The following is a 25,818-nucleotide window of genomic DNA, read 5'->3' as shown; positions in this document are numbered from 1 at the left end:
TCACCGACAATGAACTATCGGCATATCTACCATGCGGGCAATTTCGCCGATGTCTTCAAGCATGCGGTCCTCGCCCGGCTGATCCGCTACATGCAGACGAAGGACAAGGCGTTCCGGGTGCTCGACACTCACGCCGGCATCGGACTTTACGACCTGTCGTCGGAGGAAGCGCAGAAGACCGGCGAGTGGCTCGATGGCATTGGCCGGGTGATGGCCGCCGATCTGCCGCCGCAGGCAGCCGCCCTGCTCGAGCCCTACCTCACCGCCATCCACACGCTCAATCCAGAGGGCGGACTGCAATTCTATCCCGGCTCGCCGAAGCTCGCGAGCCTCTTGTTCCGGCCGCAGGACCGCCTGTCGGCGATGGAGCTTCACCCAGAGGACCATCAGCGCCTGCACCGGTTGTTCGAGGGCGACCACCAGGTGCGCGTGACGGAGCTCGACGGCTGGCTGGCGCTCGGCGCCCATCTGCCGCCGAAGGAAAAGCGCGGCATCGTGCTGGTCGATCCACCCTTCGAGATCGAAGGCGAATATGACCGGCTGGTCGAGGGTCTGGCGCGTGCCTATCGCCGCTTTCCCGGCGGCACCTATTGCCTCTGGTATCCGCTGAAGAAGGATGCGCCGATCAAGGCTTTCCACGAGGCGCTGCAGGCGCTCGAAATTCCAAAGATGCTTTGCGCCGAGCTGGCGGTTCGCACCGAGCGCGACTTCACCGGACTGTCCGGCTCCGGTCTCGTCATCGTCAACCCGCCCTTCACGCTGAAGGACGAGTTGCACGCGCTGTTGCCGGTACTGAAAGAAATCCTGGCGCAGGACCGTTTTTCCTCGAACCGGGCCTTCTGGCTGCGCGGCGAACAGTCAGCCCGCAAGCCGGAGGCAGACGAAGATATCTGAGATTTCCCCCTTCCCCATTGGAAAGACAGCCATGAAGCTTCTCTGCTCGCCGACATCGCCGTACTCGTCCAAGGTCAGGATGGCGGCTCGCTATCTCGATATCAAGCTCACGGAAATCAGCGTCGACACAAACGCCGGCCCTTCCGTTCTCATCGACAACAACCCGCTCGGCAAGATCCCGACGCTCCTTACCGACGACGGGGTCGCGGTCTTCGACAGCCGCGGCATCAACCATTATTTCGGACGCATGGAAGGCAAGCGGCTCTATCCCGGCAGCCAGGCAAAGCGCACCAAGGCCGATGTCCTCGAGGCGCTTTGCGACGGCACCTGCGACTGCCTGCTGTCGATCGTCTACGAACGCCGACTCCGCACGGAAGAGAAAGTCTTCCAGCCCTGGATCGACCGCCAGTGGGCCAAGGTGGAGCGGACCCTTGGCTATCTAAACGACGAACCGCCGAAGCTCGGCCGCAAGCTGAACGGCGGACACTTCGCCATGGCCGCCATGCTTGGCTACCTGCAGCTGCGATTCGCCGGTGAATGGGAAGACAATAACAAGGCGCTCGTTTACTGGCTGCGCGATTTCGAAAAGCGCTTCCCCGCCTTCGCGGAGCTGAAGCCGCAATAGACCGCTGCGCCCACTCCGAATCGCCTTAGCCGCAAGCGACGCACGGAAACCGGCCGGCAAGGCTGCACGTCCTTCTCCGCATTTCCGGCTTTGTCGCCGACCGGGCAATTCGCCCGCGATAAAATCCCGGAACTGTAGAAACGAAAAAAGCCGGGACGAGCCCGGCTTCTTCCTTAGTATCTATCGAAGTCTTAGAACTTGTAGCCGATACCGACCTTGACGCTGTTCTCGTCGTAGCCGCGCGATACATTGCCCGAGTCGAGGTCGAAGTTCTTCTTGCCGAAATCGGTGTAGCGATATTCGAGACGGGCCGAGATGTTGTTGGTGACCATGGTTTCGGCACCAGCACCAACCGTCCAGCCGACAGCGGTGTTCTTGTCGGACGACGTGCCGTCGGACATCTTCAGCTGACCAGCAGCAACACCGGCGGTGCCGTACAGCATGAAGGGGTTGAAGTCGTAGCCGAGGCGGCCGCGAACGGAGCCGTTGGTCTGCTGCTTGCCCGTGATGCCGTTGCGGGTGTTGTCGGCACCGGAGTAGCCTACGTCACCTTCGATACCGTACACGATCTGGCCGTCCTGCCAGTTGTAGCCCGAGTAAACCTGGCCGCCCCAAGCGTCAGCGCTACCGCCCTGGCCGCGGATCTTGCCCATGTTGTACGTGCCAGCGGCGCCGAGGTAGAAGCCGGCCCAGTTGCTGACAACCGGGGCGTCCTGAGCAACGGGAGGCTGAGGAATCTGCTCGACTGCGTCGGCAGCCATTGCTGCAGAGAAACCGCCGATAACGAAAGCCGAAGCCATGAGGGTCGTGATGATGTTACGCATACTTAATTCTCCTAATAAGTCTCGCGGCGTCGCCTACTGTCCTAGAGATCGAGCGCCCCGAGCAATTCCTGGATTGTCCCTCCCGGATGACTGTAATTTGGAATGCAATTGCGGATTTGGAAGAGCTAAAATGTGAAATCATTGTGGCAGCGACATGGCTGAAATTCGATGTTGCTTTAGCGCCACAGGACATTCGTTAACCATAACAAATCATTAAAGCGAATATACTTAATTTTACTCAACTATAGATCACGTTTTACACAGCAGAGCTGCCGCTCGATGCCGTGCATTCCGACCTTTTGATATGGTCTATCGCCACCCTATATAAGTGCTAACTGGTTCAACGCAGTGAAAAGGCAAGATTTTGGCAGACAACAGACTTCGAAGCGCGCTGATCACCGGCGCTTCCCGCCGGATAGGCAGTGCAATCGCGCGCGATCTGGCATCCCATGGATTCAATATTGCCATTCACTCGAACCGTTCGACTGATGAAGCCGAGGCGCTGGTGGCTGAACTGCGGCAGAGCGGCATTCGGGCGATTCAGGTCAAGGCCGACCTGCAAAATAATTCGGAGGTTCTGAGTCTCGTCGAGCAGGCGAAATCTGTCCTCGGCCCCCTGGATCTGCTGATCAACAACGCCTCGGTGTTTCGTCGCGACGACGCATCGAATTTTGACGGCGAAGCTTTCGACGCCCATTTCGCCGTGCATGTCCGGGCACCGTCCATCCTTTCGGCCGATTTCGCGAGGCAATTGCCGGAGGGCGTACAGGGCCTGATCGTCAATATGATCGATCAACGGGTTTGGGCGCTCAATCCGCGATTCTATTCCTACACCTTGTCAAAGTCGGCTCTCTGGACAGCCACACAGACACTGGCCCAATCCTTCGCGCCTCGGATCCGCGTCAATGCCATCGGTCCCGGCCCGACACTCGCGAGCAGCCGACAGTCGCCGGAGGATTTTCAGGCGCAGATCGACGGGCTAATCATGAAGGCCGGTCCCGGTCTCGAGGAATTCGGCCGGACTATCCGCTTTCTTTTTGACACGCCCTCGATCACGGGCCAAATGATTGCCCTTGATGGCGGCCAGCATCTGGCTTGGGAAACGCCTGACGTGCCGGAGACTGCGGAATGAATGCAAGAAAGCTGCCCGAGGGCGGCGTTCTCTATGACGAATCGGACGACGTTGAGGAAGACGTCGAGGTCGAGGGTGGCGATAGCGCCCTCCCTGCTCTGGTGGCGGCGGTCGACTGGAATGAAGGCGGCAAGAACGAGACTGGCCTGAAGGGCGCCGAACTGATCGGCGAATTCGTCAAGCGCCTGCCGAATGCGCCGGGCGTCTACCGTATGTTCAACGAGGCCGGCGACGTGCTCTATGTCGGCAAGGCCCGCAGCCTGAAGAAGCGCGTCAGCAACTACGCGCTCGGGCGTGGCCATTCCAACCGCATCGGCAAGATGATCCGCGAGACGGCGAACATGGAGTTCGTCACCACCCGCACGGAAACCGAAGCGCTGCTGCTGGAAGCCAATCTGATCAAGCGGCTACGGCCGCGCTACAACGTGCTGCTGCGAGACGACAAGTCGTTTCCCTATATCCTCATCACTGGCGACCACCGCGCTCCGGCGATCTTCAAGCATCGCGGTGCGCGCAGCCGCAAGGGCGCCTATTTCGGCCCCTTTGCGTCTGCCGGCGCCGTTGGCCGGACCATCAACTCGCTGCAGCGCGCCTTTTTGCTGCGGACCTGCACCGACAGCGTTTTCGAGACCCGCACCCGCCCCTGCCTGTTGCACCAGATCAAACGCTGCTCCGCCCCCTGCACCCATGAGGTCAGCGATGAGGGCTATGGCGAGTTGGTGAAGGAAGCCCAGGATTTTCTTTCCGGCAAGAGCCAGAACGTCAAATCCCACATTGCCGAGGAGATGAACGCGGCTGCCGAAAATCTCGATTTCGAGAGCGCCGCCGTCTACCGCGACCGCCTTTCGGCACTGTCGCATGTCCAGAGCCACCAGGGAATCAATCCGGCCGGCGTCGAGGAAGCGGACATCTTCGCCATCCATCACGAGGGCGGCATTTCCTGCATCCAGGTGTTCTTCTTCCGCACCGGCCAGAACTGGGGAAACCGCGCCTATTTTCCGCGTGCCGATCCGGCCTTGACCGGGGCCGAGGTGCTGAACTCGTTCCTGGCGCAGTTTTACGACGACAAGCCGGTGCCGCGGCAGATCCTGTTGTCGGAGACGATCGAGGAGCTCGATCTGATGGCCGCCGCGCTGTCGGAAAAAGCGGGCTACAAGATTGCCATCCTCGTACCGCAGCGCGGCGAGAAGAAGGACCTGGTCGACCATGTCGTCGGCAATGCCCGCGAGGCGCACGGCCGCAAGCTGGCTGAGACCGCCTCGCAGTCGCGGCTGCTCGAAGGATTCAAGGAGACCTTCAAGCTCCCCTACGTGCCGCAGCGGATCGAGATCTACGACAACTCGCACATCATGGGCACCAATGCCGTCGGCGGCATGGTGGTTGCCGGGCCCGAAGGCTTCGTCAAAAGCCAGTACCGCAAGTTTAACATCAAATCGACGGAGATCACGCCCGGAGACGACTTCGGCATGATGCGCGAAGTGATGATGAGGCGTTTCTCACGCCTGCTGAAGGAGGAAGGCCTCCCGGACCGGACCAAGGTGCAGAGCGAGGACCAGACCGACGCCCCCTTCCCGGCCTGGCCGGACATCATCCTGATCGATGGTGGCCAGGGACAGATGACCGCCGTGCGCGCCATTCTCGACGAACTCGGGATCACCGACAGCGTCATCGCCATCGGCGTCGCCAAGGGTGTCGACCGCGAGGCAGGCCGCGAGCGATTTTTCCCGCCATCCGGCGACAACTTCACCCTGCCGCCGCGCGATCCGGTGCTCTATTTCATCCAGCGGATGCGCGACGAGGCGCACCGCTTTGCCATCGGCTCGCACCGGGCGCGTCGCAAGAAGGAGTTCGTCAAGAATCCGCTCGACGAGATCGGCGGCATCGGCCCCTCGCGAAAGCGGGCCCTGCTGCAGCATTTCGGCACCGCCAAGGCCGTCTCGCGGGCCGGGTTCACCGATCTCCTGGCCGTCGAGGGCATCTCGGAAACTGTGGCGCGGCTCGTCTATAATCACTTTCACGAGGACGCCGCGAAATAAGAGCAGCAGGTCGCAAAATCCACGCAATGAGCGCGGAAAAACTGAAACAATGTTGACGGTATAGATCAGAGATCGTCATTTATCCGTACGCTCCAAACGAAACGATTTCCATGGCATCGCGCGCATATAACATCCCCAACCTGCTCACCTACGGTCGCATCCTGGCGGTGCCGCTGATCGTGATCTGCTTCTTCGTCGAGGGAAAGCTGTCGATCAGCAACACGGCGCGATGGGTCGCGCTGTGGATCTTCGTCATCGCCTCGATCACCGACTTTCTCGACGGGTACCTTGCCCGCATCTGGAACCAGACTTCCAATATCGGCAAGATGCTCGATCCGATCGCCGACAAGCTGCTGATCGCCTCAATCTTGCTCTTGGTCGCCGCCGACCAGACCATAGCCGGCTGGTCGCTCTGGGCTGCGATCATCATTCTCTGCCGCGAAATCCTGGTGTCGGGGCTGCGCGAATATCTGGCGCAGCTGAAGGTCAGCGTCAGCGTGCCGGTTACGCGCATCGCCAAGTGGAAGACGACGGCGCAGATGGTGGCGATCGCCTTCCTGCTGGCGGGTCCGGCGGGCGACGAGATCCTGCCGCATACCACCGAGATCGGCATCGGGCTGCTGTGGATCTCGGCCATCCTGACGATCTATTCCGGCTACGACTATTTCCGCGTCGGGCTGAAGCACATGGTGGACGAGGACTGATGACCAAGCTCGTCTATTTCGCCTGGGTTCGCGAGCGGATCGGCCGCGCCGAGGATGAACTGTCGCTTCCGGCCGAGGTCATCACAGGCGCCGACCTGCTGGCCCATCTGAAGACCCTCGGAGAGGAGTACGAGATGGCGCTCGCGTTCCCCGACGCCATCCGAATCGCCGTCAATATGGAGCATGTCGAGCACGACGAAAGCATTGTCGGCGCCCGCGAGATCGCCCTTTTTCCGCCGATGACCGGGGGCTGATCTGATGAGCGATGCCGATACCGTTTCGCCGACCATCCGGGTGCAGCACGAGGATTTCGACCTGCAGGCGGAGGTCGCGGCCCTGTCGGCGGGACGTCATGAGATCGGCGCGGTGGTTACCTTTTCCGGGCTCTGCCGCGACGAAGGCGGCAGCCTAGAGGCGCTGGAGCTGGAGCATTATCCCGGCATGGCCGAGGCCGAGATGCTGCGCATCGCCTCCATCGCCATCGAGCGCTTCGGGCTGCAGGGCCTCACAGCCATCCACCGCTTCGGCCGTATCGCGCCCGGCGAAAACATCGTGCTTGTCATCGCAGCCTCCAGCCATCGGCAGGCTGCTTTCGACGGCGCCAATTTCGTCATGGATTTCCTGAAGACATCCGCCCCGTTCTGGAAGAAGGAACATGGCGCGGGCGGCAAGGCCGGCGACTGGGTCGCCGGCCGCGATGCCGACGACGCAGCACGCAACAAGTGGACGCCGGCCGGCTAGGCTCAAGGAATGATCCGCTCCCGGCGGCTCAGCACCAGAAGCAGGACCAGTAGCGAAAAGATCACCAGATCGCGCCAAATCAACGGTCCATAGGCGCTCCACAACGTTTCCGTCGCGCCGAGGACGGCTGCACCGCCTGCCGATTTCAGCGGATTACCGTAGCCACCGACGGCGGCGACCATCAGCACCTTAAGCCCGAATATCAGGCCGGCACCAAAATCCATGGTGCCGTAGTAGGATGTCGACAGCAGGCCGCAGACCGTGGCAACCAGGGCGGCGCTGCCATAGGCGACGAGGAAAACCTTTTCGGCGCTGACACCACAGAGTTCGGCCGCAAGGGGTTCGTCGGTGACGGCCCGCCAGATGCGTCCCCAGGTCGTATAGCGCAGCACACCGGCCCCGATCAGGACGAGCGCCGCCATCACGGCTGTGTTGAACAGCTGTATCTGCGTGAGCGTTACCTCGAAGGCACCATCTGTCCAGAAGACGACACGGGTATTGAAGAACGGCGGCAACCAGACAGTGCGCGTGTCCAATGCCAGCCATGCCGTTTCCATCAGCACGATCAGCACCCCGAAGGCCGCGACGATGACCGTGTTCGGGGATCGCGCTACCAGCGGGCGGACGACCACGCGACCGATCAGCAGGCCTGCGCCCGTCGTATAGAGGAAAGCCAGCAAGACCCCGAATGCGAGCGCTGCCGGCAGGACGAGGATCAGCCTGTTATAGCCGACATCGGTGAACAACAGCAGCATCTGCCCGGCAAAGGCAAACAGCGCGCCGTAGGTGATATCGGCCCGCCTCGTAACTCCGAAGGCAACCGCATAGCCAAAGGCCAAGGCAGCATAGAGCGCGGCGACCGGGACGGCATTCGCCAGTTGCTGCAGCAGATAAGCCATCCACGCCTCCTCCGACTCGAGAAAATAATAACTGGCAAAATGCTCTTTACCAGTTATATTTTGTCATGAGCTTTTCCTGGACCCCTCACCGCTTCTCGGGCGGCGCCCTTGCGCTTGATGTCGCCAACAGCGTCGTGCTGCGCCACGATGCGGGACAGCGCATCGATCGCTTCGCGACGCCTGCCCAGCTGGAAGATTTCCCGCAGGCGGCAGTACGCTTCTGCGCCGAGCGGGCGCTGTTCGGCGAGATCGCGCCGGTGCGACCGGACAACAGGCCGGCATTCCTGCGGCTGCGGGAAGCGATCGATGCCTATTTCCGCGCCTCCGTCCTCAAAACATCGACCGACGCGCTGCTGGCCGATCTGCTGGAGCTCCTGGCTGCTGTGCTGCGCGGGGCAGCCTCTCCCGAATGCCTCGACGCGGCCACCGTGCATTCGACATTGCGGCTGCTCTCGGCGCCGGAAAAGGAGCGCATGAAGATTTGTGGCAATTGCGGCTGGCTGTTCATAGACCGCAGCAAGAACCGCAGCCGCAGCTGGTGCGACATGGCGGTCTGCGGCAACCGGGCCAAGGCCACCAGGCACTATCAACGCAGGAAGCAGGGAGCGAGGGCATGAGAACAGCTGTTGCCATAATGTGGATCGTCCTCATTCCGGCGGCAATCACCGGATGCCAGCGGCAGGTCGATGAAGGACCGACGGAGCTGAATGGCCGGCATTTCGTCTTCAACTACCGGGTCTCGACCGCAACGTACCTGATCAACCTCGCCCGCAAGGCTGAGATCCCGCAGGGCAGCTTTGCGATTGCCGAATTCGAGAACCCGATGGGCGGCGATCCGCTCGTGGTGCGGGAGAAGATCTTTCCCTTCTGGGACAGGATCACGCTGCAAAGTCCGGCCGTCCACTGCGTCCGCAAGGACCGGCCCTATGCGGTCAACATCCGGCTGGTCGATGCCGATGGCAAGACCTTGCAGACGATCCGCACCGAGGTAATCTCGGATGAGGACCAGTCGGTGCTGGCCGCCAAGCCGCTGGTGGTCGGGCCGGTCTACAGCATCAACCCGGACCTCCTCAAAGAGAATGGCCGGATCGACTTCACGCCGGAAAAATGTCCGGCGGCCGGGTGACAGACATGCAAAAAGCCGGGACGCGAAGGACCCGGCTTTTTCTTATCATTCAATCACTTCGGCGAATTTGCCGACGGCTGGATTCAGCCGACGATTTCGGTACCGGCGAACCAGTAGGCGATTTCTTCGGCAGCGGTTTCCGGAGCATCCGAACCGTGTACCGAGTTCTCGCCGATCGACAAAGCATGCAGCTTGCGGATCGTGCCGTCGGCAGCGTTGGCCGGGTTGGTCGCGCCCATCAGTTCGCGGTTCTTGAGGATGGCGCCTTCGCCTTCGAGGACCTGAACGACGGTCGGGCCGGAGATCATGCCTTCAACCAGTTCGCCGAAGAAAGGACGATCCTTGTGCACAGCGTAGAAGCCCTCGGCTTCGCGCTTGCTCATCCAGACGCGCTTGGAGGCAACAACTCGCAGGCCATTGTCTTCGAATATCTTGATGATCGCGCCCGTCAGGTTACGCTTTGTTGCGTCAGGCTTGATCATCGAAAAAGTGCGTTCAGTGGCCATAGGTCCATTCCTTTATTTTTTCGGCAAAGTTGGCGGTCTTTAACCGCCCTATCGCCTGAAAACAAGGGGTATGCGGCAATTTCACGGGAGCGTCACAGTCCGGCGCAGTCAACCGGGCGTTAACTGCCGAAGATGTCAGTTCGTCGAAATGGACACGCCGTCGCCTATTTTAAACCGGCTTTAACCCGGAGGCCCACTTATCGTGAAGGAAAGCGAGGCCGGACAGGGCGATCGCAACTGCGACGAGGATAGAGTGATGAAGCCCCAGCAGGCGAGCGCCGTCTCGACCAACGCGAATACCGCCGTCGGCCCGGCCGATCTGCAGAAGGTCGGCCACTACATGGCCAAGCTCGGCGTCCGCGGGCTTCCCCGCAACTACCAGCTTTTCCACGAAGCCCTCTATGGCGCCGATCGCAGTATGTCGAACGAGATTGCCATGCTCGGAACCCACCCCTCGCAGGCGATGCTCGACGAGATCGGCCTCAAATTTCGCCTTGTCAGCCATTGCGGTCTGGTGGCCGAAAAATCGCAGGCCGATACGGCCAAGATGCTGCGCGACGTGGCGGAGCAGCTTTCGGAAGGACTGAAGCGCAAGCAGAACTTCGTGCATACGGTCGAGACGGTGACGCAATCGGTCAACGAGGACCCGATGCAGAGCCTTGCCGCCTTTTCGGCCGAAATGGATTTCCTCAACGCCTCGCTCACCAACCTGATGCTCTATGAAACGGAGCTGACGGAGAGGCTGAAGGACGAGATGGAGAAGATTGACACGCTGGAAAGAGGCAATGCGGCCATCCGGAGCGCGGCGGCCACCGACCGCGTGACCGGACTGCCGAACCAGATCGCCATGATCAACCAGCTGACAGAGCTTTACGAGACGGATAGCGCGCAGGGCATAGCGCTGATCATGGTCGATATCGACGACTTCCGCGCCTTCAACGCCAAGTTCGGCCCGCAGGCGGCCAAGACGTTATTGAAGAAGCTCGGGCAGCTTTTCAGAAAGAGCATCAAGAAGAACGACCTCGTTGTCCGTATGCCCGGCGACGATTTCTGCTTCCTGGTCACCGACGTCAATACCGATGGAGCCCGGGCGATCGCTGCACGCCTGCGTGCATCGGTCGAGGAAACGTTGATCTATGCGAGCTCCGACAAAAACGATCCGGGCTGCCTGACCATCTCGGCCGGCATCGCGCTCAGCGTCGACGCGTCGTCGGCAGCCCAATTGATGGCCCATGCCGAAGCGGCACTCGTCAGTGCGCAGACCAATCGCCGCCGCCCCGTGCAGCTGTTCATGAGCAGCGCCCGCAACTAAAGGCCGGTCAGGCGTTTGCGACCCCACAGGCGCTATTGCAGCGCACACCCTTGCCATCCAAGGCAAGTTCGGTCAAAACCGCCCCATGATCACGCTCAACAACATCTCCGCCCGCATTGCCGGGCGCCTTCTCATCGACCAGGCGAGCATCGCTCTGCCGGCCGGCATCAAGGCCGGCTTTGTCGGCAAGAACGGCGCCGGCAAGTCGACGCTCTTCAAGATCATCACCGGCGACATGGAAAGCGAGACCGGCAACGTCTCCATTCCGAAGAATGCCCGCATCGGCCAGGTCGCCCAGGAAGCGCCCGGCACGGAAGAGCCTCTGCTGGAAATCGTGCTCAAGGCCGACAAGGAGCGCGAGGCGCTGCTCGCCGAAGCCGACACGGCCACCGACCCGAACCGCATCGGTGAAATCCATATGCGGCTCTCCGACATCGGCGCGCATTCGGCGGAATCGCGGGCGGCCAGCATCCTTGCCGGCCTCGGCTTCGACGCCGAGGCGCAGATGCGTCCTGCTTCCAGCTTTTCGGGAGGCTGGCGGATGCGCGTGGCGCTTGCCGCCGTGCTTTTCTCCGAGCCGGACCTGCTGCTGCTCGACGAGCCGACCAACTATCTCGACCTTGAAGGCACGCTGTGGCTGGAGGACTATATCAGCCGCTATCCGCATACCGTTATCATCATCAGCCATGACCGCGACCTGCTCAACACGGCAGTCAACGCCATCGTACACCTCGACCAGCAGAAGCTGACCTTCTATCGCGGCTCCTACGACCAGTTCGAGCGCCAGCGCGCCGAGGCCAACGAGTTGCAGACCAAGGCCAAGGTCAAGAACGATGCGGCGCGCAAGCACCTGCAGTCCTTCATCGACCGCTTCAAGGCCAAGGCCTCCAAGGCCCGCCAGGCGCAGAGCCGCGTCAAGGCGCTAGAGCGCATGGGCACGGTGTCTTCAGTCATCGAGGACAATGTCCAGGGCTTCAAGTTCCCGGATCCGGAGAAGGAAGCCGCCTCGCCGATCATCGCCATCGAGAGCGGCTCGGTTGGCTATACGCCGGGCAAGCCGATCCTGCAGCACCTGACGCTGCGCATCGACACCGATGACCGCATCGCGCTGCTCGGCTCGAACGGCAACGGCAAGTCGACCTTCGCCAAATTCATCTCCGGTCGGCTCGACGGTTCGCCGGGATCGGTCAAGACGGCGTCTGGCCTGAAGATCGGTTTCTTCGCCCAGCACCAGCTGGACGACCTCATTCCCGAGCAGACCGCCGTCGAACACGTGCGCCGGCGCATGCCGGGTGCCACCGAAGGCAAGGTGCGCGCGCGTGTTGCCCAGATGGGCCTTGCCACCGCCAAGATGGAAACTGCCGCCAAGGATCTGTCGGGTGGCGAAAAGGCCCGCCTGCTGATGGGGCTTGCCGCATTCGATGCGCCGAACCTGCTCATCCTCGACGAGCCGACCAACCATCTGGACATCGACAGCCGCAATGCGCTGATCCAGGCGCTGAACGAATATTCCGGCGCCGTCATCCTGATCTCGCATGACCGCCACCTGATAGAAGCAACCGCCGACCGGCTGTGGCTGGTCAAGGACGGCACCGTCATGAACTATGACGGCGACCTCGAGGACTATCGCACCACCATCGTCGCCGCCTCGCGCGGCGGCAAGGGCGGCAAGAAGAGCCCGGAAGACAAGGCCAACAAGGCCGAGCAGCGCAAGGCCAACGCCGACAAGCGCGCCGCTAACGCGCCGTTGAAGAAAAAGATCAACGATGTCGAGGCGTTGACGCAAAAGTTACAGAAGCAGATTCAGGCCCTCGACAAAGAACTCGAAGACCAGGAAATCTACGACAAGTTCCCGGACAAGGCTGCGGCCAAGGTCAAGGAACGGGCCGATATCATGGCCAAGATCACCAAGAGCGAAGAGCAGTGGATGATCTTGTCGGACGAGTATGAAGCAGCCATGGCTGGCTGAGGATTTGCGTTCCGTTGGCCGCGCGCCTGTTGGCGGCGGCCACTCAGAAGGGCCGGACTGGCCCCTCTCCGCGCCCTCCATCAATGGCGCGCGTTGTGCACGATCTGCCCCGTTATCGAGGGCCCGCGCTCGGCCTATGGTGCCAATCGGCAACAGCGGCGAAGATGCACGAAAACAACCAGCGATGAGCCCCACCGGCGCAAATCCTGTCAACTTCTCGTTAACCATAATCGGAAAATATCGTCTCAATATTCCTCCCGCGATTGAGCGATTCCCATGTCATTACATCCCCTTATTGCCGGCCTCCTGGCCAGCCTGATGCTCGCCGGTTGCGCGACGAAACCGACGACGGTGGCGTCGCTGAAGACGGCTTATGCCGCCGGTGAGCCAGCAAAGGTACCGTTGAAAGCGAACGACCCGGTTTCCATGGAGCCGGCAGCCTGGGGCGGATACTGGCATCACCTGGCTGGGCGCACGCTGACTGTCTCGTCGCTCCACGACCTCAAGCTGGCCGACAAGGAAGTCGTTCTCAGCTTCGACGATGGTCCAATGCCGGGCAAGACCGAGAAGATCCTCGCAACGCTCGACCAGTTTGGCGTCAAGGGCGCCTTCATGATGGTGGGCGAAATGGCAGCAGCCCATCCCGCCATCGCCCGCAAGGTTCGGGAAGACGGTAACACCATCGGCAGCCACACCTATCGTCATGCCGATCTTGCCGGCATGAGTTTCGACAAGGCAATGGCCGAGGTGGTCAAAGGCGAGAATGCCGTTTCGAAGGCTGTCGGCACCGACGTCAATTTCTTCCGCTTTCCCTATCTAGCCGACACCCGAAGCCTGCGCTCCGCCATCGCCGAGCGCGACATGATCGTCATGGATGTCGACGTCGACAGCAAGGACTACTTCAGCGTCAAGCCGAACGCCGTGTTGCAGCGAACGATGGACGAACTGCATCGTCGCGGCCGTGGCATCATCCTCATGCACGACATCCACCAGCGCACCGCCTTGATGCTGCCGAGCCTGCTGACCCGGCTCGAGAAGGAGGGCTACAAGGTCGTTACGGTTCGCTTCGGGCACAGCTCAGCCCCGAGCAATGCCATCGCCATGGCCGACCTCAAAATGTCTCGCTAGACCGTCTCCAGGAGGAAAGCCGGCCTTGCTCGCGGCCGGCTTTCTGATACAAACGGTTCAAAATAATCATACTTTTGAGTGAAACACCGGAACGCGAGCAAACCCATGTCCTCCAATCCTTCGGCCCCCATCCAGCTCGGCATCGTCGGCGTCGGCAAGATCGTCCGCGATCAGCATCTGCCGTCAATCGCAGCCAATAGCGACTACAGCCTGATCGCAACCGCGAGCCGCAATGGCACCGTCGATGGCGTGCAGAGTTTTACGGCGATCGAAGACATGATCGCCGCAGTGCCCGACATGAATGCCGTGTCGCTGTGCATGCCGCCACAGTATCGCTATGAGGCCGCCTACAAGGCGTTGTCGGCCGGCAAGCATGTGTTCCTCGAAAAGCCGCCCGGCGCGACGCTGAGCGAGGTCCATGATCTCGAAGCACTGGCCAAGTCCAAGGGCGTGTCGCTGTTTGCCAGCTGGCACTCGCGCTACGCACCGGGCGTCGAGGCGGCCAAGGCGTTTCTCGCATCGACCAAGATCAACAGCATGCATGTCATCTGGAAGGAAGACGTGCGCCACTGGCATCCGAACCAGGACTGGATCTGGCAGGCGGGCGGGCTCGGCGTGTTCGACCCGGGCATCAACGCCCTGTCGATCGTCACCCACATCCTGCCGCGCGCCATCTTCCTGACAAGCGCAACGCTGGAATTCCCGGAAAACCGCGACGCTCCCATCGCCGCCGACCTGCACTTCAAGGACGCGACCGATGTCCCGGTCCACGCCGAACTCGACTGGCGCCAGACCGGCAAGCAAAGCTGGGACATCATCGTCGAGACTGACGCTGGCACGATGCGGCTGGCCGATGGCGGGGCCAAGCTGTTCGTCGATGAAGAATTGAAGCTCGCAGAGCCGGAGGCGGAATATCCGTCGCTTTACCGGCGCTTTGCCGAAATCGTCAAAGCCGGCACTTCCGACGTCGACCTCGCGCCGCTCCGCCATGTGGCGGATGCGTTCATGCTCGGCAAGCGCAAGTTCGTCGAAGCGTTCCACGATTAATTGCTGGCTGATCCCCATTCGGGGGCCTCGCGTGCATCATCGATGACTGGGATTTAGCCGATGATCTTTGTATTCATCGGCTAAGTCCTTCATCCCCGCCACCGTCACGGCGCGTCTGCGCCGTGAGAATAGGTTTCTAAAAAGCCTTTTCGCGCTCAATGACTGGGGCGCGCTGGATCCCTGTAACGAGCACGGGGATGAGGAAGGATGAGACGGCTGTTCACCAGTTTGGGCCTATGGATCAGGCCTTTTTCTCCCAGCGGCCTTCCTGGGTCTGCTGCCAGTAGGTGAGCTTGTGCCCCTCACCCTTCAGCTTCTTCCACTGGGCCCGGGCACCTTCCAGCTGCGACTGATCGTATCCGTCGAACATGAAGACCACGCGGTCGTATGACTCTATCGCCGTGGCTTCGGCGCCGTCGACGAAGAAGCGCACCTTGGCGTCGTTGACGTTGTCGGCCGAAAGGGTCAGCAGCACAGGCTGGTGCTCCGGACTATCGCCCTCATCGGTGCCGTGCGGCAGGAAACTGTCCTCCCGGAAGGTCCACAGGTGACTGTCGAGCCTGTCGCGCATTGCCGCATCCCGGCCCTGCACCGCCACCCGCCAGCCGCGCTCGACACTCTTGTCGAGCAGCGGCGGCAGGGCGTCCTCGAGCTTCGATTCCGTCAGATGATAGAACAGCACCTCGGTCATCGATTGGCCCCGCTTCCGCCGGTCACGATTCGTAGTGCGCCCGGACGAGCTCATTGAGCAGGCGGACGCCGAAGCCGGAACCCCAGGACTGGTTGATCTCGTCGAGAGGCGAGCCAAGCGCGGTCGCGGCGATGTCCAGATGCGCCCAGGGCGTGTCCTTGACGAAGCGCTTGATGAACTGGGCGGCGGTGATCGAGCCTGCCTGGCGGCCGCCGCTGTTCTTCATGTCGGCAAACTTGCTGTCGATCAGCTTGTCGTAGTCCTTGCCGAGCGGCATCCGCCAAAGGCGCTCGTTGGTGGCAAGACCCGCCGCCGTCAGGCGCTCCGCCAGCGTGTCGTCGTTGGAAAACAGGCCCGCATGCTGACTGCCGAGGGCAACGACAATCGCTCCTGTGAGGGTTGCCAGATTGACCATGAATCGCGGCTTGAATCGATCGTTTGTGTACCAGATGGCGTCGCCCAGAACGAGTCGACCTTCGGCATCGGTGTTAATGATCTCGATCGTCTGCCCGGACATCGAGGTCACGATATCGCCGGGCCGCTGGGCGTTGCCATCGGGCATGTTCTCGACCAGGCCGAGCACACCGACCACATTGGCCTTGGCGCCACGGGCGGCCAGCGTGTGCATCAGGCCTATGACGGCAGCCGCACCGCCCATGTCGCCCTTCATGTCCTCCATCCCGGCCGACGGCTTGATGGAGATGCCGCCGGTATCAAAGACGACGCCCTTGCCGATGAAGGCGATCGGCGCCTCGCCAGGCTGGCCACCGTTCCACTGCATGATGGCGATGCGGGGCGGCCGCACAGACCCCTGGGCCACGCCGAGCAGCGCCCCCATGCCAAGTGTGCGCATGTCGCGTTCGGTGAGGATTTCCACGGATACGCCGAGCTTTGCGAGTTCCTGCGCCTTCGCGGCGAACTCCACCGGACCAAGCACGTTCGGCGGCTCGTTGACCAGATCGCGCGCCAGGTTGACGCCTGCAGCCACAGCCTCGGAATCGCCGAACAGAACGTCCGCTTCGGCAGCGCCTGAGGTTACGATCACCACTTTGACGGCTTTGTCGGCCTTGTCCTCGTCGTCGCCCTTCTTGGTTTTGTAGGTGTCGAAGCTATAGGCGCGCATCAACATGCCGAGCGCAAAATCGGCCGCATTTTTCGGACTGACTTCTGCACCGGGCGCATCCAGGAAGATCGCTGCCGTTTCCGCCTTTCTGATACGGGAAGCGGCAACGCCGCCGAGCTTCAGCCAGTCATGCGGCGTGGCTGCCCCAGCCTTGCCGGCGCCGACAACCAGGATGCGCTCGACCGGCGATCCCTCTGGCGCGACGATATCGAGCGTCTTCAGCAGCTTTGCGGAATAGCCGGCAATGCGCGCGGCCTTGCCGATGATGCCGGCTGGATCGACCTGTTCGACCCCAGCCGCGCGATCGCTGTCGGCAGCCATTAAGACGACGGCAAGCCCTGTCGTCGGTCGTGCCGAGGGGGCGAAGGAAATCTCGAAATTCACAGACATTTTAACTCCACGATGGGCCCGATGGCGGGCTTCTGACGGCGATCATTCAGGTTTTCGCGGTGGAATACAAGCTTTGGCAGAGCGATCCCGGACGCACCAATGCTCCGTCCGCAGCTATTCGATTCCCTTTCGGCAACCCGAGTATCCCGCTCCCTCACGAAAATCGCGCCGACCATGGCGCAAATGTGAAGCTTGTTCAGCGACGGATAATCCGCCTCGATCACAAACGACACACCTTCGAAATATTTCGCGAAATTAAGGAAATTTTCGCAATCGGCTTGTCGCAAAAAAATATCAAACAGCGTAGAGGAGGAGAACTCTGGGGCCTGCGGGTTTCATTGAAGCGTCGCATCAAGGGTCGGCATGAAACTACTCGAATCCTATATAACACGGCGTGTCGGCCTGATGTTCTTGGTGGCCCTGCTGCCGGTTCTCGCCATCATCTGGACCACCCAGGTGCTGCAGCGAATCAACCTGGTGACAGACAGCGGCCAGTCGATGGGATCGTTCGCGACGCTGGCGACGCTTATCCTGCCGACCATCATCCCGGTCGTCCTGCCCTTCGCCCTCGTCATCGGCATTACCCAGACGCTGACGGCGATGAATACGGACTCGGAACTGACTGTGATGGAAGCCGCCGGCGCAAACCGGATGGTCATCATTCGGCCGATCATGCTTCTTGCCGTTGCTGTCAGCATCTTCTCCTTCGCTGTCGACAACATGGTCGAGCCGAAGGCGCGCGTCGCGGCCCGTGACATGGTTGCTGCTGCCTATGCCGACCTGCTCTCGACCGTTATCGAAGAGAAGAATTTCCGGCGTATCGAGGACGGCCTCTATGTGGAAATTTCACAGCGCATGTCGGGCCGTATCCTGAAGGGCCTGTTCGTTGCCGATTCCCGAGATCCAGCTTTCGACCTCATCTATTATGCCAAGGAAGGTGCCGTCGATCCGAGCGGCAAGTCCCTGCTGATGCATGACGGCGAAGTGCACCGCAAGACCGTCGACGGCAACGTCTCCGTCATCAAATTCGATTCCTATGCCTTCGACCTTTCGGACCTCAGCCAGAGCCGCGGCCAGGCCAATCTTCGGTCCGGCGACAGAAGCCTGCCCTTCCTGCTGAGCCCCGATCCGAACGACGCCGATTACAAGGCAAAGCCGACCGGATATCGCGCCGAACTGCACCGCCGCCTGACGGACTGGATGTTGCCGGCGATTTTCGCACTGATCTCACTCGTCATTGCCGGCGACGCCCGGTCCCATAGAGAGGCCCGCCTGCATCCGATGGTTTCGGCGCTGACCATCTCCTTCGGGCTGCGCTGGGCAGACTTCTATGCGGCCAACCAGATCGAGGCGGCTCCTTATTTCATCGGCGTGCTCTACGGCATCAACATCGGGGCAATTCTGATCTGCACCTATCTGCTGTCGCGCACGAAGAAGCGCACCATGCCGATGAGCTTGCGCAACCGCGTCAGCGGATGGTGGCTCTGGGCTCAGGCGCGGCTGCCCTCTTCCGGCGGAAAATCGAGCGGAGGCAACGCATGATTTTCGGAACGCTCAACCGCTATTTCTTTCTGCGCTATGCAATAACCACGTTCTGGTTCTTCATCGGCGTAACCGCCATCGTCTTCCTCGCCGACTTCAGCGAAAATGCCGGTCGACTGTCCGGACTTCCCGGTTATAGCGTCGGCATCGGTCTGCTGATGACGGCCGTCCGTTTGCCGCTGATTCTGCAGCAGACGATGCCGTTCCTCGTGCTGTTCGTCGGCATGACGACCTTGATCGCCCTGAACCGCCGCTACGAGCTTGTCATTGCCAGAGCTGCCGGCATCTCCGTGTGGCAGTTCATGACACCTTTCGTGCTGGGTGCCTTCATTGTCGGGCTGCTGACGATGCTGGTGCTCAACCCGATCGCCGCAGCCGGACAGCGTCAGGCCGACGCGCTCGAAGCCGAGCTTCGCGGCGATCCGTCCTACCACAACAAGCTGTCTGTTCCGTGGCTGCGCCAGATCGCCCGCGACGATGACGTGATCATCGGGGCGAAATCGGTCGTCGACAACGGCATGACGCTGATGAACGCGATTTTCATCCACTTCAATCCACAGGGCGATGTCGTGCTTCGGCAGGACGCGACCTCTGCCAAGTTGGAAGATGGTTACTGGGTTCTTAACAACGTTGTAGAGCGTGCTCCGGGTGAAATTCCTGCTCACAAGAATTCGGTGCGCGTGCGTACCAATCTGAAGCAGGACTTCGTTTCGCAGCGGTTGGCTCAGCCTGAAACCATTGCTTTTTATGATCTTTCTAATCGAATTCAGATCGCCGAAAGCTTCGGCCTTTCAACCAAGGCATTGGAGACGCAGTTTAACTCACTGCTTTCACAGCCCTTCCTCATGGTGGCAATGACCCTCATCGCCGCAACCGTTTCGCTTAAATTCAGTCGTTTCAACCAGTCACGCTCCGTGATTCTGGGTGGAATACTCGCAGGCTTCGTGCTTTATGTCGTCAACGTGCTTGTAAAGGCATTCGGAAGCAGTGGCGTTGTGCCTCCCTTCGTGGCGACATGGATTCCCGTGATCGTCGCTTTGGCTCTCGGCGCAACGATCCTGCTTCATCAGGAGGATGGCTAGTGGCGGTCACTAACCGCAAACAGATCAGAAAGCTCTCGGCTGCCATCTTGGCAGTGCTGGGTGCCTACGTCGCGAGCGCACCTGCCGTATTCGGCCAGGACGCCTCGCCAATGAAAACTGCAAAGGTCAATGTTCCGGCCGACGCAAAGCTGGTGCTCTCCTCAAATGAATTGATTTACAACAAAGACAGCGAGATCGTCACCGCCAACGGCGCGGTGCAGATCAACTACGGCGGCTACAAGATGGTCTCGCAGCAGGTCGTCTATAACCAGAAGACCGGCCGGATGACGGCGATCGGCAATGTCGAGCTGATCACCCCCGACGGCAACCGCATGTACGGCGACAAGATGGACGTCACCGATAGTTTTTCGGATGGCTTCGTCGATTCGCTGCGCATCGAAATGCCGGACAACACCCGACTCGCGTCCGAAAAAGCAGAGCGCGTCGGCGGTACGCAGATGATCCTGACCAAGGGTATCTACACCGCCTGCCTCGCCTGCACGAAGCTCGGCAAGGCACCGCTGTGGCAGGTGAAGGCGCAGCGCGTCGTGCAGAACGGCGTTACCCACACGGTTCGCCTGACGCATGCCCGCTTCGAACTTTTCGGCCTCCCGATCGCCTACATCCCGTGGATTGAAGTCCCGGACAACACGGTCAAGCGCAAGTCGGGCTTCCTGTTCCCAAGCTTCAGCGTTGAGCAGCATCTCGGCTTCGGCGCAAAGGTTCCGTATTACTACGTTATCTCGCCGAGCATGGACGCCACGGTTACTGGCACGGAATACACGACCCAGGGCTTCATGCTCGAGGCTGAATTCCGTCAGCGGCTGGAAAACGGTACCTACACGATCCGCGCCGCAGGTATCGACCAGAACAAGCCCGAGGAATTCACCGCCAATACGAGCGATGCCGAAGCAAAGGGCCGCGGTCTGGTTGCGTCGAAGGGCGACTTCCAGATCAATCCTCGCTGGAGTTTCGGTTGGGACGTCATGGCCCAGACGGACAACAACTTTGCCAGGACCTACGGACTTAAGGGCCTGGACGAAAGCACCCACACCAATCAGATTTACCTGACAGGTCTCGGCAAGCGCAATTACTTCGATATGCGCGGCTTCTACTACGACGTTCAGGATGCCAACGACAACAGCGACAGCGAGAAGCAACAGGCCATCGCTGCGCCCGTCATCGATTATCATTACGTCGATCCGAAGCCGGTCTACGGCGGCGAACTCTCCGCAACGATGAACTTCACCAACATCGCGCGCCGGGAAAACGCGGTTCGCGCGGTGACCCTTGACGATCTTACGACCAATCGCTTTCAGGGACTAAAAGGGGATACAAGCCGCTTAACAACGGAACTGCAGTGGCAGCGTACGTTCGCCACTCAGGGCGGCCTGCTCCTGACTCCGCTGATGGCAGCGCGTGGCGATGCCTATGGGCTTGGAATGGACTCGCCTTCCGCCAGCTACAGCGGCAATTACGACGACAGCGCCACTGCCGCCCAGGGCATGCTGACAGCCGGCATCGAGGCCAAATATCCAATCATGGTCTCGACGGCGAACAGCACCCACGTGTTCGAGCCGATCGCGCAGCTCTATGCCCGCCCCAACGAAAGCCTGGCCGGTCGCTTGCCGAACGAGGACGCGCAAAGCTTCGTGTTCGACGCCAGCAACCTCTTCAGCCGCGACAAGTTCTCGGGCTTCGACCGGATCGAAGGCGGCACACGCGCCAATGTCGGCATTCGCTATACCGGCAGCTTCGACAGCGGTTACAAGCTGACAAGCATCGTCGGGCAGTCCTACCAGTTGGTCGGACAGAACTCGTTCGACACGTCGGACTTGGTCAATGCCGGTGCCGAATCGGGCCTCGAGGACAGCGTCTCCGACTATGTCGCCATGGCCTCTCTGTCGACGCCACAGGGTCTCTCGCTGACGGGTTCCTATCGCCTCGATCACAAGGACATGACCTTCAAGCGCGGCGATTCGACACTTGGCTATGCCAATGCGGATTTCCAGACCTCGGTGACCTACACCCACATCACCGCACAGCCGACCTATGGGTTCACGTCCGACCAGGATGAAATCCAGACCCGCGCCCAGATCAATTTCAAAGACTACTGGGCGGTGTTCGGGACGGTCAGCTACGACCTGAACAAGGACAATGTGACGCGTCGCGGCATCGGCCTGTCTTACTCGGACGAATGCACGATCTTCAGCCTGTCTTATCTTTCGAAAAGCGACAACTCGGACCTTACCGCCAGTGATTGGTCGATCGGTGCCAAGATCACCTTCCGGACGCTCGGCGACATCAATGTCGGCAGCGCCTCGGACACGACATTCTAGGCAGAAGACCTCCGGTGACCGGACTTCGCATCCGGTCACCGACACCTCCCCCAAACAACTCTCCAATTGCCGCGAAAAGCGCGTCATTGTTTCGCCGCAAGGATTGTGCAATTCGTCTGCCTTGCTGTAGATGGTCGATACAAATGTTGGCATCTGGCTACAGCGTCCCTGACGCGATCGCCAAGCCAGGACCTTGAGAGGGATAGTTGATGTTTGCTGGACAAAACCCGGTGCGCGCCATTTTGACGGGTGCTGTCGCCTTGGCCATGGTTACATCCCTTCCCCTAATGGCCGAGGCTGCCCGACCGCAGCGCGGCGCACCTCAGGGCGTGGCGTCCGGTACCAGTGAAGTCAAGATCCTCGTCAACAACGAGGTTATCACCAGCGGCGATATCGCCAAGCGCACGAACTTCATGCGCCTGCAGCATCAGACCGGCGACCTTCCCAAGCTCGCTCGCGAGCAGCTGGTGACCGAGCTTCTGAAGCGCCAGGAAATCCAGCGCGTCCGCATGTCGGTTTCGACCTCTGACGTGGACGCGTCCTATGCGCGGTTTGCCGCCAGCAACAAGATGTCTGTCGCCCAGCTGAACGAGGTCCTGACCAAGACCGGCGTCACCGCCCAGCACTTCAAGGGCTACATCGCCATCCAGATGAGTTGGCCGCGGGTACTCAACGCCCGCTTCGGTTCCGGCAACAAGCTGTCTCAGGATGAGCTAATCACCCGGATGACGCAGAACCAGGACAAGACGACCACCACGGAATACTTCCTGAAGCAGGTAATCTTCGTTGTACCCGCTTCCAAGAAGGCGGCGATTGGTGGCAAGCGCAAGGCTGAGGCCGAGGCCTCGCGAGCAAAGTTCCCGGGCTGCGATCAGGCAAAGGTTTTTGCCGCGACAATGCATGACGTTTCCGTCCGCGATCTCGGGCGCGTTCTGGCGCCGGAATTGCCTGCTCAGTGGAAGCCGCTGCTCGAAGCTACCACGGGCAGCACCACTTCCGCACTGGTGACGGATCGCGGAGTGGAATATCTGGCGATCTGCTCGAAGCGCCAGGTGAGCGACGATATCGCAGCAGCGGCCGTCTTCCGCCAGGAGGACCTCGGAAAGAACGCCGAAGGCGAGATGACTGGTAACGAGAAGAAATACGTGGATGAACTGCGCTCCAAGGCGCAGATCGTCTATCGCTGATTTCGGTCGATGGCGCCGCTCCCGACCCGACCTCTTGCCCTGACGCAGGGCGACCCCGCCGGCATTGCACTGGACATCACCCTCGATGCCTGGACGAGGCGCAAGGAGCTCTCCCTGCCGCCGTTTCTGTTCATCGGCGACCCTGAAGCCCTTGCCGTGCGCGCGCACCTGCTCGAACTCACCGTACCCCTGCAGATTGCTACTGCGGCCACTGCCTGCGCGGTCTTTGCCGATGCTTTGCCGGTGCTCGCCGTTCCGGCCGGCGTCGATGTGGCCGCAGGCATTCCGCATGTGGCCACGGCACGGGGCACCATCGCTGCGATCGAGCTCGCGGTGAAGCTTACGGTGGATGGCGAGACCAGCGCTGTCGTGACCAACCCAATTGCCAAGTCCGTGCTCTACGAAGCGGGATTTGGCTTCCCAGGCCATACCGAATTCCTGGCCGATCTCGCCGGCAAGGCGACCGGCAAGACCGTGATGCCGGTGATGATGCTGGCGGGCCCGAAGTTGCGGGCCATTCCGGTGACCATCCACATTCCGCTGAAGGACGTCCCGTCGTCGCTGACCGCAGAGCTAATCATCGAGACCTGCCGTATTGCTGCAGCCGATCTGAGGCGACGCTTCGGGATTGCCCATCCGCGCCTTGCGGTCGCCGGTCTCAATCCGCATGCGGGTGAAGATGGCGCACTTGGCAAGGAAGATCAGGAGATCATCCATCCTGCCATCGAGGTCCTGCGCGCCGAGGGAATTGACGCCTTTGGGCCGTTGCCGGCAGACACCATGTTCCACGACGAGGCACGGCGTCGCTACGATGTTGCCATCTGCATGTATCACGACCAGGCGCTCATCCCCGCCAAGGCGCTCGGCTTCGACGATTCGGTCAACGTGACGCTCGGCCTGCCTTTCGTGCGCACCTCCCCTGACCACGGCACAGCCTTCGGGATCGCCGGCAAGGGCATCGCCAACGCCCATAGTCTGGTCGCCGCATTGCGGCTTGCCGACGATCTTGCACGGGTCGCCGGAGAGACTGCCTGATGGCGGCCCTGGACGGGCTTCCGCCGCTCCGCGATGTGATCGAGCGGTTCGGGCTCGATGCGCGCAAGGCGCTCGGGCAGAATTTCATTCTCGATCTGAACCTGACGCAGCGCGTGGCCCGAACGGCCGGCAACCTCGAAAGCGTCACCGTCATCGAGGTCGGGCCAGGTCCGGGTGGATTGACACGGGCCATCCTGGCACTGGGCGCCAAGAAGGTGATCGCCATCGAGCGCGACCCCCGCTGCCTGCCAGCGCTGGCGGAAATCGCCGCACATTATCCAGGGCGTTTGGAAGTCATCGAGGGTGATGCGCTGAAGATCGATTTCGCCTCGCTGGCGAGCGACGGCCCGGTCCGCGTGATCGCCAACCTTCCCTACAATGTCGGGACCCAATTGCTGGTCAACTGGCTTCTGCCGGCGGCCTGGCCGCCTTTCTGGCAGTCACTGACGCTGATGTTCCAGAAGGAAGTCGGCCAGCGGATTATCGCGGCCGAAGGGGATAATCATTACGGGCGCCTGGGTGTGCTCTGTGGTTGGCGTACGGAGACCTACGCGGCCTTCGACATCTCGCCGCAGGCTTTCACGCCACCGCCGAAGGTCACCTCCTCCGTCATCCACCTGAGCCCGCGCGAAAATCCGATCCCGTGTTCGGTCGCCAAGCTGGAGCGGGTGACGGAAGCGGCGTTCGGGCAACGCCGCAAGATGCTGCGCCAGAGCGTCAAGTCTTTGGGCGGAGAGGCGCTCCTTGCCCGCGCCGAGATCGACCCGACGCGTCGGGCCGAAACGCTGTCGGTCGAGGAATTCTGCCGCTTGGCAAACTGCCTTTAAAGCTTCGGTACTTCTTCCAGCAATCCGCGGATGAAATCGAACATGCCGTGACGCCGGTCGCGACGCAGGCGTTCGGCCTTGACGATCGACTGCACCGAATCGAAAGCGGTGTTGAGATCCTCGTTGATCAGCACATAGTCGTATTCCCGCCAGTGCTCGATCTCGGCACGCGAGTTGGCAAGCCGCGTGGCGATGACCTCTTCGGAATCCTCGGCACGACGATGCAGCCGCGACTGCAGCTCCGTCATCGTCGGCGGCAGGATGAACACCGAGACCACGTCCGCGGACATCTTGTCCTGCAATTGCTGGGCGCCCTGCCAGTCGATATCGAACAGCATATCTCGGCCCTCAGCCATCGCCGTCTCGACAGGCTCGCGCGGCGTGCCGTAGAAATTGCCGTGTACCTCAGCCCATTCGAGCAGAGCGTCGGAATCACGCATCCGCTCGAACTCGCGCTGCGAGACGAAATGGTAATGCACGTCGGCGATCTCGCTCGGGCGGCGTTGTCTTGTGGTCACGCTGACGGAGAGGCTGAGCTGCTTGTCGTCGGCCAGCAGCGTGCGGGCGATGGTCGACTTACCGGCACCCGAAGGCGAGGAGATGACCAGCATCAGCCCCCGACGGGCGATCGGCAGCAGGGGCGATTTCGCCGTATTCAT

General features: G+C 61.0%; 26 protein-coding genes. 19 read left to right on the top strand and 7 right to left on the bottom strand.

The features are described 5' to 3' along the window. The first annotated feature begins 9 nt into the window (after positions 1–9). Positions 10–894, top strand: coding sequence for a 23S rRNA (adenine(2030)-N(6))-methyltransferase RlmJ (locus VH564_RS03680; protein WP_423338443.1), 885 nt, complete (start codon positions 10–12; stop codon positions 892–894). A gap of 31 nt (positions 895–925) precedes the next feature. Next, positions 926–1,519 carry a glutathione S-transferase family protein gene (locus VH564_RS03675; protein WP_423338442.1) on the top strand — a complete coding sequence of 198 codons (594 nt, stop codon included), beginning with the start codon at positions 926–928 and terminating at the stop codon, positions 1,517–1,519. A 191-nt stretch (positions 1,520–1,710) separates the two neighbouring features. Here the strand turns inward: VH564_RS03675 and VH564_RS03670 are convergent, their stop codons facing one another. Next, a complete protein-coding gene (locus VH564_RS03670; RefSeq protein WP_423338441.1) occupies positions 1,711–2,343 on the bottom strand; it encodes an outer membrane protein in 633 nt (210 codons plus the stop codon). A gap of 364 nt (positions 2,344–2,707) precedes the next feature. On the opposite strand from VH564_RS03670, the gene VH564_RS03665 reads away from it, so the two are divergent. The 5 genes from VH564_RS03665 (at position 2,708) to VH564_RS03645 (ending at position 6,956) form a co-directional block, all read left to right on the top strand. Further along, positions 2,708–3,475 carry an SDR family oxidoreductase gene (locus VH564_RS03665; protein WP_423338440.1) on the top strand — a complete coding sequence of 256 codons (768 nt, stop codon included), beginning with the start codon at positions 2,708–2,710 and terminating at the stop codon, positions 3,473–3,475. After that, positions 3,472–5,511 (top strand): excinuclease ABC subunit UvrC, encoded by a 2,040-nt coding sequence (gene uvrC / locus VH564_RS03660; protein ID WP_423338439.1) that lies wholly within the window; start codon positions 3,472–3,474, stop codon positions 5,509–5,511. The genes VH564_RS03665 and uvrC overlap by 4 nt, the downstream gene beginning before the upstream one ends. 110 nt (positions 5,512–5,621) lie before the next feature. Continuing rightward, positions 5,622–6,215 (top strand): CDP-diacylglycerol--glycerol-3-phosphate 3-phosphatidyltransferase, encoded by a 594-nt coding sequence (gene pgsA / locus VH564_RS03655; RefSeq protein ID WP_423338438.1) that lies wholly within the window; start codon positions 5,622–5,624, stop codon positions 6,213–6,215. Next, positions 6,215–6,469, top strand: a complete 255-nt coding sequence (moaD, locus tag VH564_RS03650) for a molybdopterin converting factor subunit 1 (RefSeq protein ID WP_423338437.1) — start codon at positions 6,215–6,217, stop codon at positions 6,467–6,469. The genes pgsA and moaD overlap by 1 nt, the downstream gene beginning before the upstream one ends. A gap of 4 nt (positions 6,470–6,473) precedes the next feature. After that, entirely contained in the window at positions 6,474–6,956 is a 483-nt protein-coding gene (locus VH564_RS03645; protein ID WP_423338436.1) for a molybdenum cofactor biosynthesis protein MoaE, read from the top strand. A gap of 2 nt (positions 6,957–6,958) precedes the next feature. On the opposite strand, the gene VH564_RS03640 is transcribed toward VH564_RS03645, so the two are convergent. Further along, positions 6,959–7,855, bottom strand: coding sequence for a branched-chain amino acid ABC transporter permease (locus VH564_RS03640; protein ID WP_423338435.1), 897 nt, complete (start codon positions 7,853–7,855; stop codon positions 6,959–6,961). Between the two features lie 65 nt (positions 7,856–7,920). On the opposite strand from VH564_RS03640, the gene VH564_RS03635 reads away from it, so the two are divergent. Next, the gene (locus VH564_RS03635; RefSeq protein ID WP_423338434.1) at positions 7,921–8,472 is read left to right on the top strand and encodes a CGNR zinc finger domain-containing protein; all 552 of its coding nucleotides are present in this window, start codon (positions 7,921–7,923) and stop codon (positions 8,470–8,472) included. Beyond that, positions 8,469–8,981, top strand: coding sequence for a hypothetical protein (locus tag VH564_RS03630; RefSeq protein ID WP_423338433.1), 513 nt, complete (start codon positions 8,469–8,471; stop codon positions 8,979–8,981). Before VH564_RS03635 ends, VH564_RS03630 begins: the two co-directional genes overlap by 4 nt. A gap of 83 nt (positions 8,982–9,064) precedes the next feature. Here the strand turns inward: VH564_RS03630 and ndk are convergent, their stop codons facing one another. Continuing rightward, positions 9,065–9,487, bottom strand: coding sequence for a nucleoside-diphosphate kinase (gene ndk, locus VH564_RS03625; RefSeq protein WP_423338432.1), 423 nt, complete (start codon positions 9,485–9,487; stop codon positions 9,065–9,067). Between the two features lie 256 nt (positions 9,488–9,743). On the opposite strand from ndk, the gene VH564_RS03620 reads away from it, so the two are divergent. The 4 genes from VH564_RS03620 (at position 9,744) to VH564_RS03605 (ending at position 14,943) form a co-directional block, all read left to right on the top strand. Continuing rightward, on the top strand, positions 9,744–10,799 hold the full coding sequence (locus VH564_RS03620) for a diguanylate cyclase domain-containing protein (RefSeq protein WP_423338431.1): 1,056 nt from the start codon (positions 9,744–9,746) through the stop codon (positions 10,797–10,799). Between the two features lie 85 nt (positions 10,800–10,884). Next, positions 10,885–12,768, top strand: coding sequence for an ATP-binding cassette domain-containing protein (locus VH564_RS03615; protein ID WP_423338430.1), 1,884 nt, complete (start codon positions 10,885–10,887; stop codon positions 12,766–12,768). 276 nt (positions 12,769–13,044) lie between these two features. After that, positions 13,045–13,896: a polysaccharide deacetylase family protein gene (locus VH564_RS03610; RefSeq protein ID WP_423338429.1), complete on the top strand. Its 852-nt coding sequence runs from the start codon at positions 13,045–13,047 to the stop codon at positions 13,894–13,896. 105 nt (positions 13,897–14,001) lie between these two features. Continuing rightward, entirely contained in the window at positions 14,002–14,943 is a 942-nt protein-coding gene (locus VH564_RS03605; protein WP_423338428.1) for a Gfo/Idh/MocA family protein, read from the top strand. A 241-nt stretch (positions 14,944–15,184) separates the two neighbouring features. On the opposite strand, the gene VH564_RS03600 is transcribed toward VH564_RS03605, so the two are convergent. From VH564_RS03600 to VH564_RS03590, 3 genes are read right to left on the bottom strand one after another with little or no spacing between them, the layout of a single operon-like run. Then, positions 15,185–15,634 carry a DNA polymerase III subunit chi gene (locus VH564_RS03600; RefSeq protein ID WP_423338427.1) on the bottom strand — a complete coding sequence of 150 codons (450 nt, stop codon included), beginning with the start codon at positions 15,632–15,634 and terminating at the stop codon, positions 15,185–15,187. Positions 15,635–15,656: 22 nt separating this feature from the next. Further along, positions 15,657–17,147: a leucyl aminopeptidase gene (locus VH564_RS03595; RefSeq protein ID WP_423338426.1), complete on the bottom strand. Its 1,491-nt coding sequence runs from the start codon at positions 17,145–17,147 to the stop codon at positions 15,657–15,659. Next, complete coding sequence (locus VH564_RS03590) at positions 17,138–17,434, bottom strand: hypothetical protein (RefSeq protein ID WP_423338425.1); 297 nt, start codon at positions 17,432–17,434, stop codon at positions 17,138–17,140. The genes VH564_RS03595 and VH564_RS03590 overlap by 10 nt, the downstream gene beginning before the upstream one ends. 76 nt (positions 17,435–17,510) lie before the next feature. On the opposite strand from VH564_RS03590, the gene VH564_RS03585 reads away from it, so the two are divergent. From VH564_RS03585 to rsmA, 6 genes are all read left to right on the top strand, one after another. Then, entirely contained in the window at positions 17,511–18,689 is a 1,179-nt protein-coding gene (locus VH564_RS03585) for an LptF/LptG family permease (RefSeq protein ID WP_423338424.1), read from the top strand. Then, the gene (gene lptG / locus VH564_RS03580) at positions 18,686–19,771 is read left to right on the top strand and encodes an LPS export ABC transporter permease LptG (RefSeq protein ID WP_423338423.1); all 1,086 of its coding nucleotides are present in this window, start codon (positions 18,686–18,688) and stop codon (positions 19,769–19,771) included. Before VH564_RS03585 ends, lptG begins: the two co-directional genes overlap by 4 nt. Next, positions 19,771–22,110: an LPS-assembly protein LptD gene (locus VH564_RS03575; RefSeq protein WP_423338422.1), complete on the top strand. Its 2,340-nt coding sequence runs from the start codon at positions 19,771–19,773 to the stop codon at positions 22,108–22,110. The genes lptG and VH564_RS03575 overlap by 1 nt, the downstream gene beginning before the upstream one ends. A gap of 209 nt (positions 22,111–22,319) precedes the next feature. Beyond that, a complete protein-coding gene (locus VH564_RS03570; protein ID WP_423338421.1) occupies positions 22,320–23,297 on the top strand; it encodes a peptidylprolyl isomerase in 978 nt (325 codons plus the stop codon). 9 nt (positions 23,298–23,306) lie between these two features. After that, positions 23,307–24,332 carry a 4-hydroxythreonine-4-phosphate dehydrogenase PdxA gene (gene pdxA / locus VH564_RS03565; protein WP_423338420.1) on the top strand — a complete coding sequence of 342 codons (1,026 nt, stop codon included), beginning with the start codon at positions 23,307–23,309 and terminating at the stop codon, positions 24,330–24,332. After that, the gene (gene rsmA / locus VH564_RS03560; RefSeq protein WP_423338419.1) at positions 24,332–25,159 is read left to right on the top strand and encodes a 16S rRNA (adenine(1518)-N(6)/adenine(1519)-N(6))-dimethyltransferase RsmA; all 828 of its coding nucleotides are present in this window, start codon (positions 24,332–24,334) and stop codon (positions 25,157–25,159) included. The genes pdxA and rsmA overlap by 1 nt, the downstream gene beginning before the upstream one ends. On the opposite strand, the gene gmk is transcribed toward rsmA, so the two are convergent. Then, positions 25,156–25,818: a guanylate kinase gene (gene gmk, locus VH564_RS03555; protein WP_423338418.1), complete on the bottom strand. Its 663-nt coding sequence runs from the start codon at positions 25,816–25,818 to the stop codon at positions 25,156–25,158. The genes rsmA and gmk overlap by 4 nt on opposite strands.

The sequence above is a fragment of the Rhizobium sp. HT1-10 genome, assembly GCF_049472505.1.
Classification (GTDB): Bacteria; Pseudomonadota; Alphaproteobacteria; order Rhizobiales; family Rhizobiaceae; genus Rhizobium.
The sequence above is the reverse complement of the archived record's forward strand: the minus strand, read 5'-3'. Positions and strand labels throughout refer to the sequence as shown.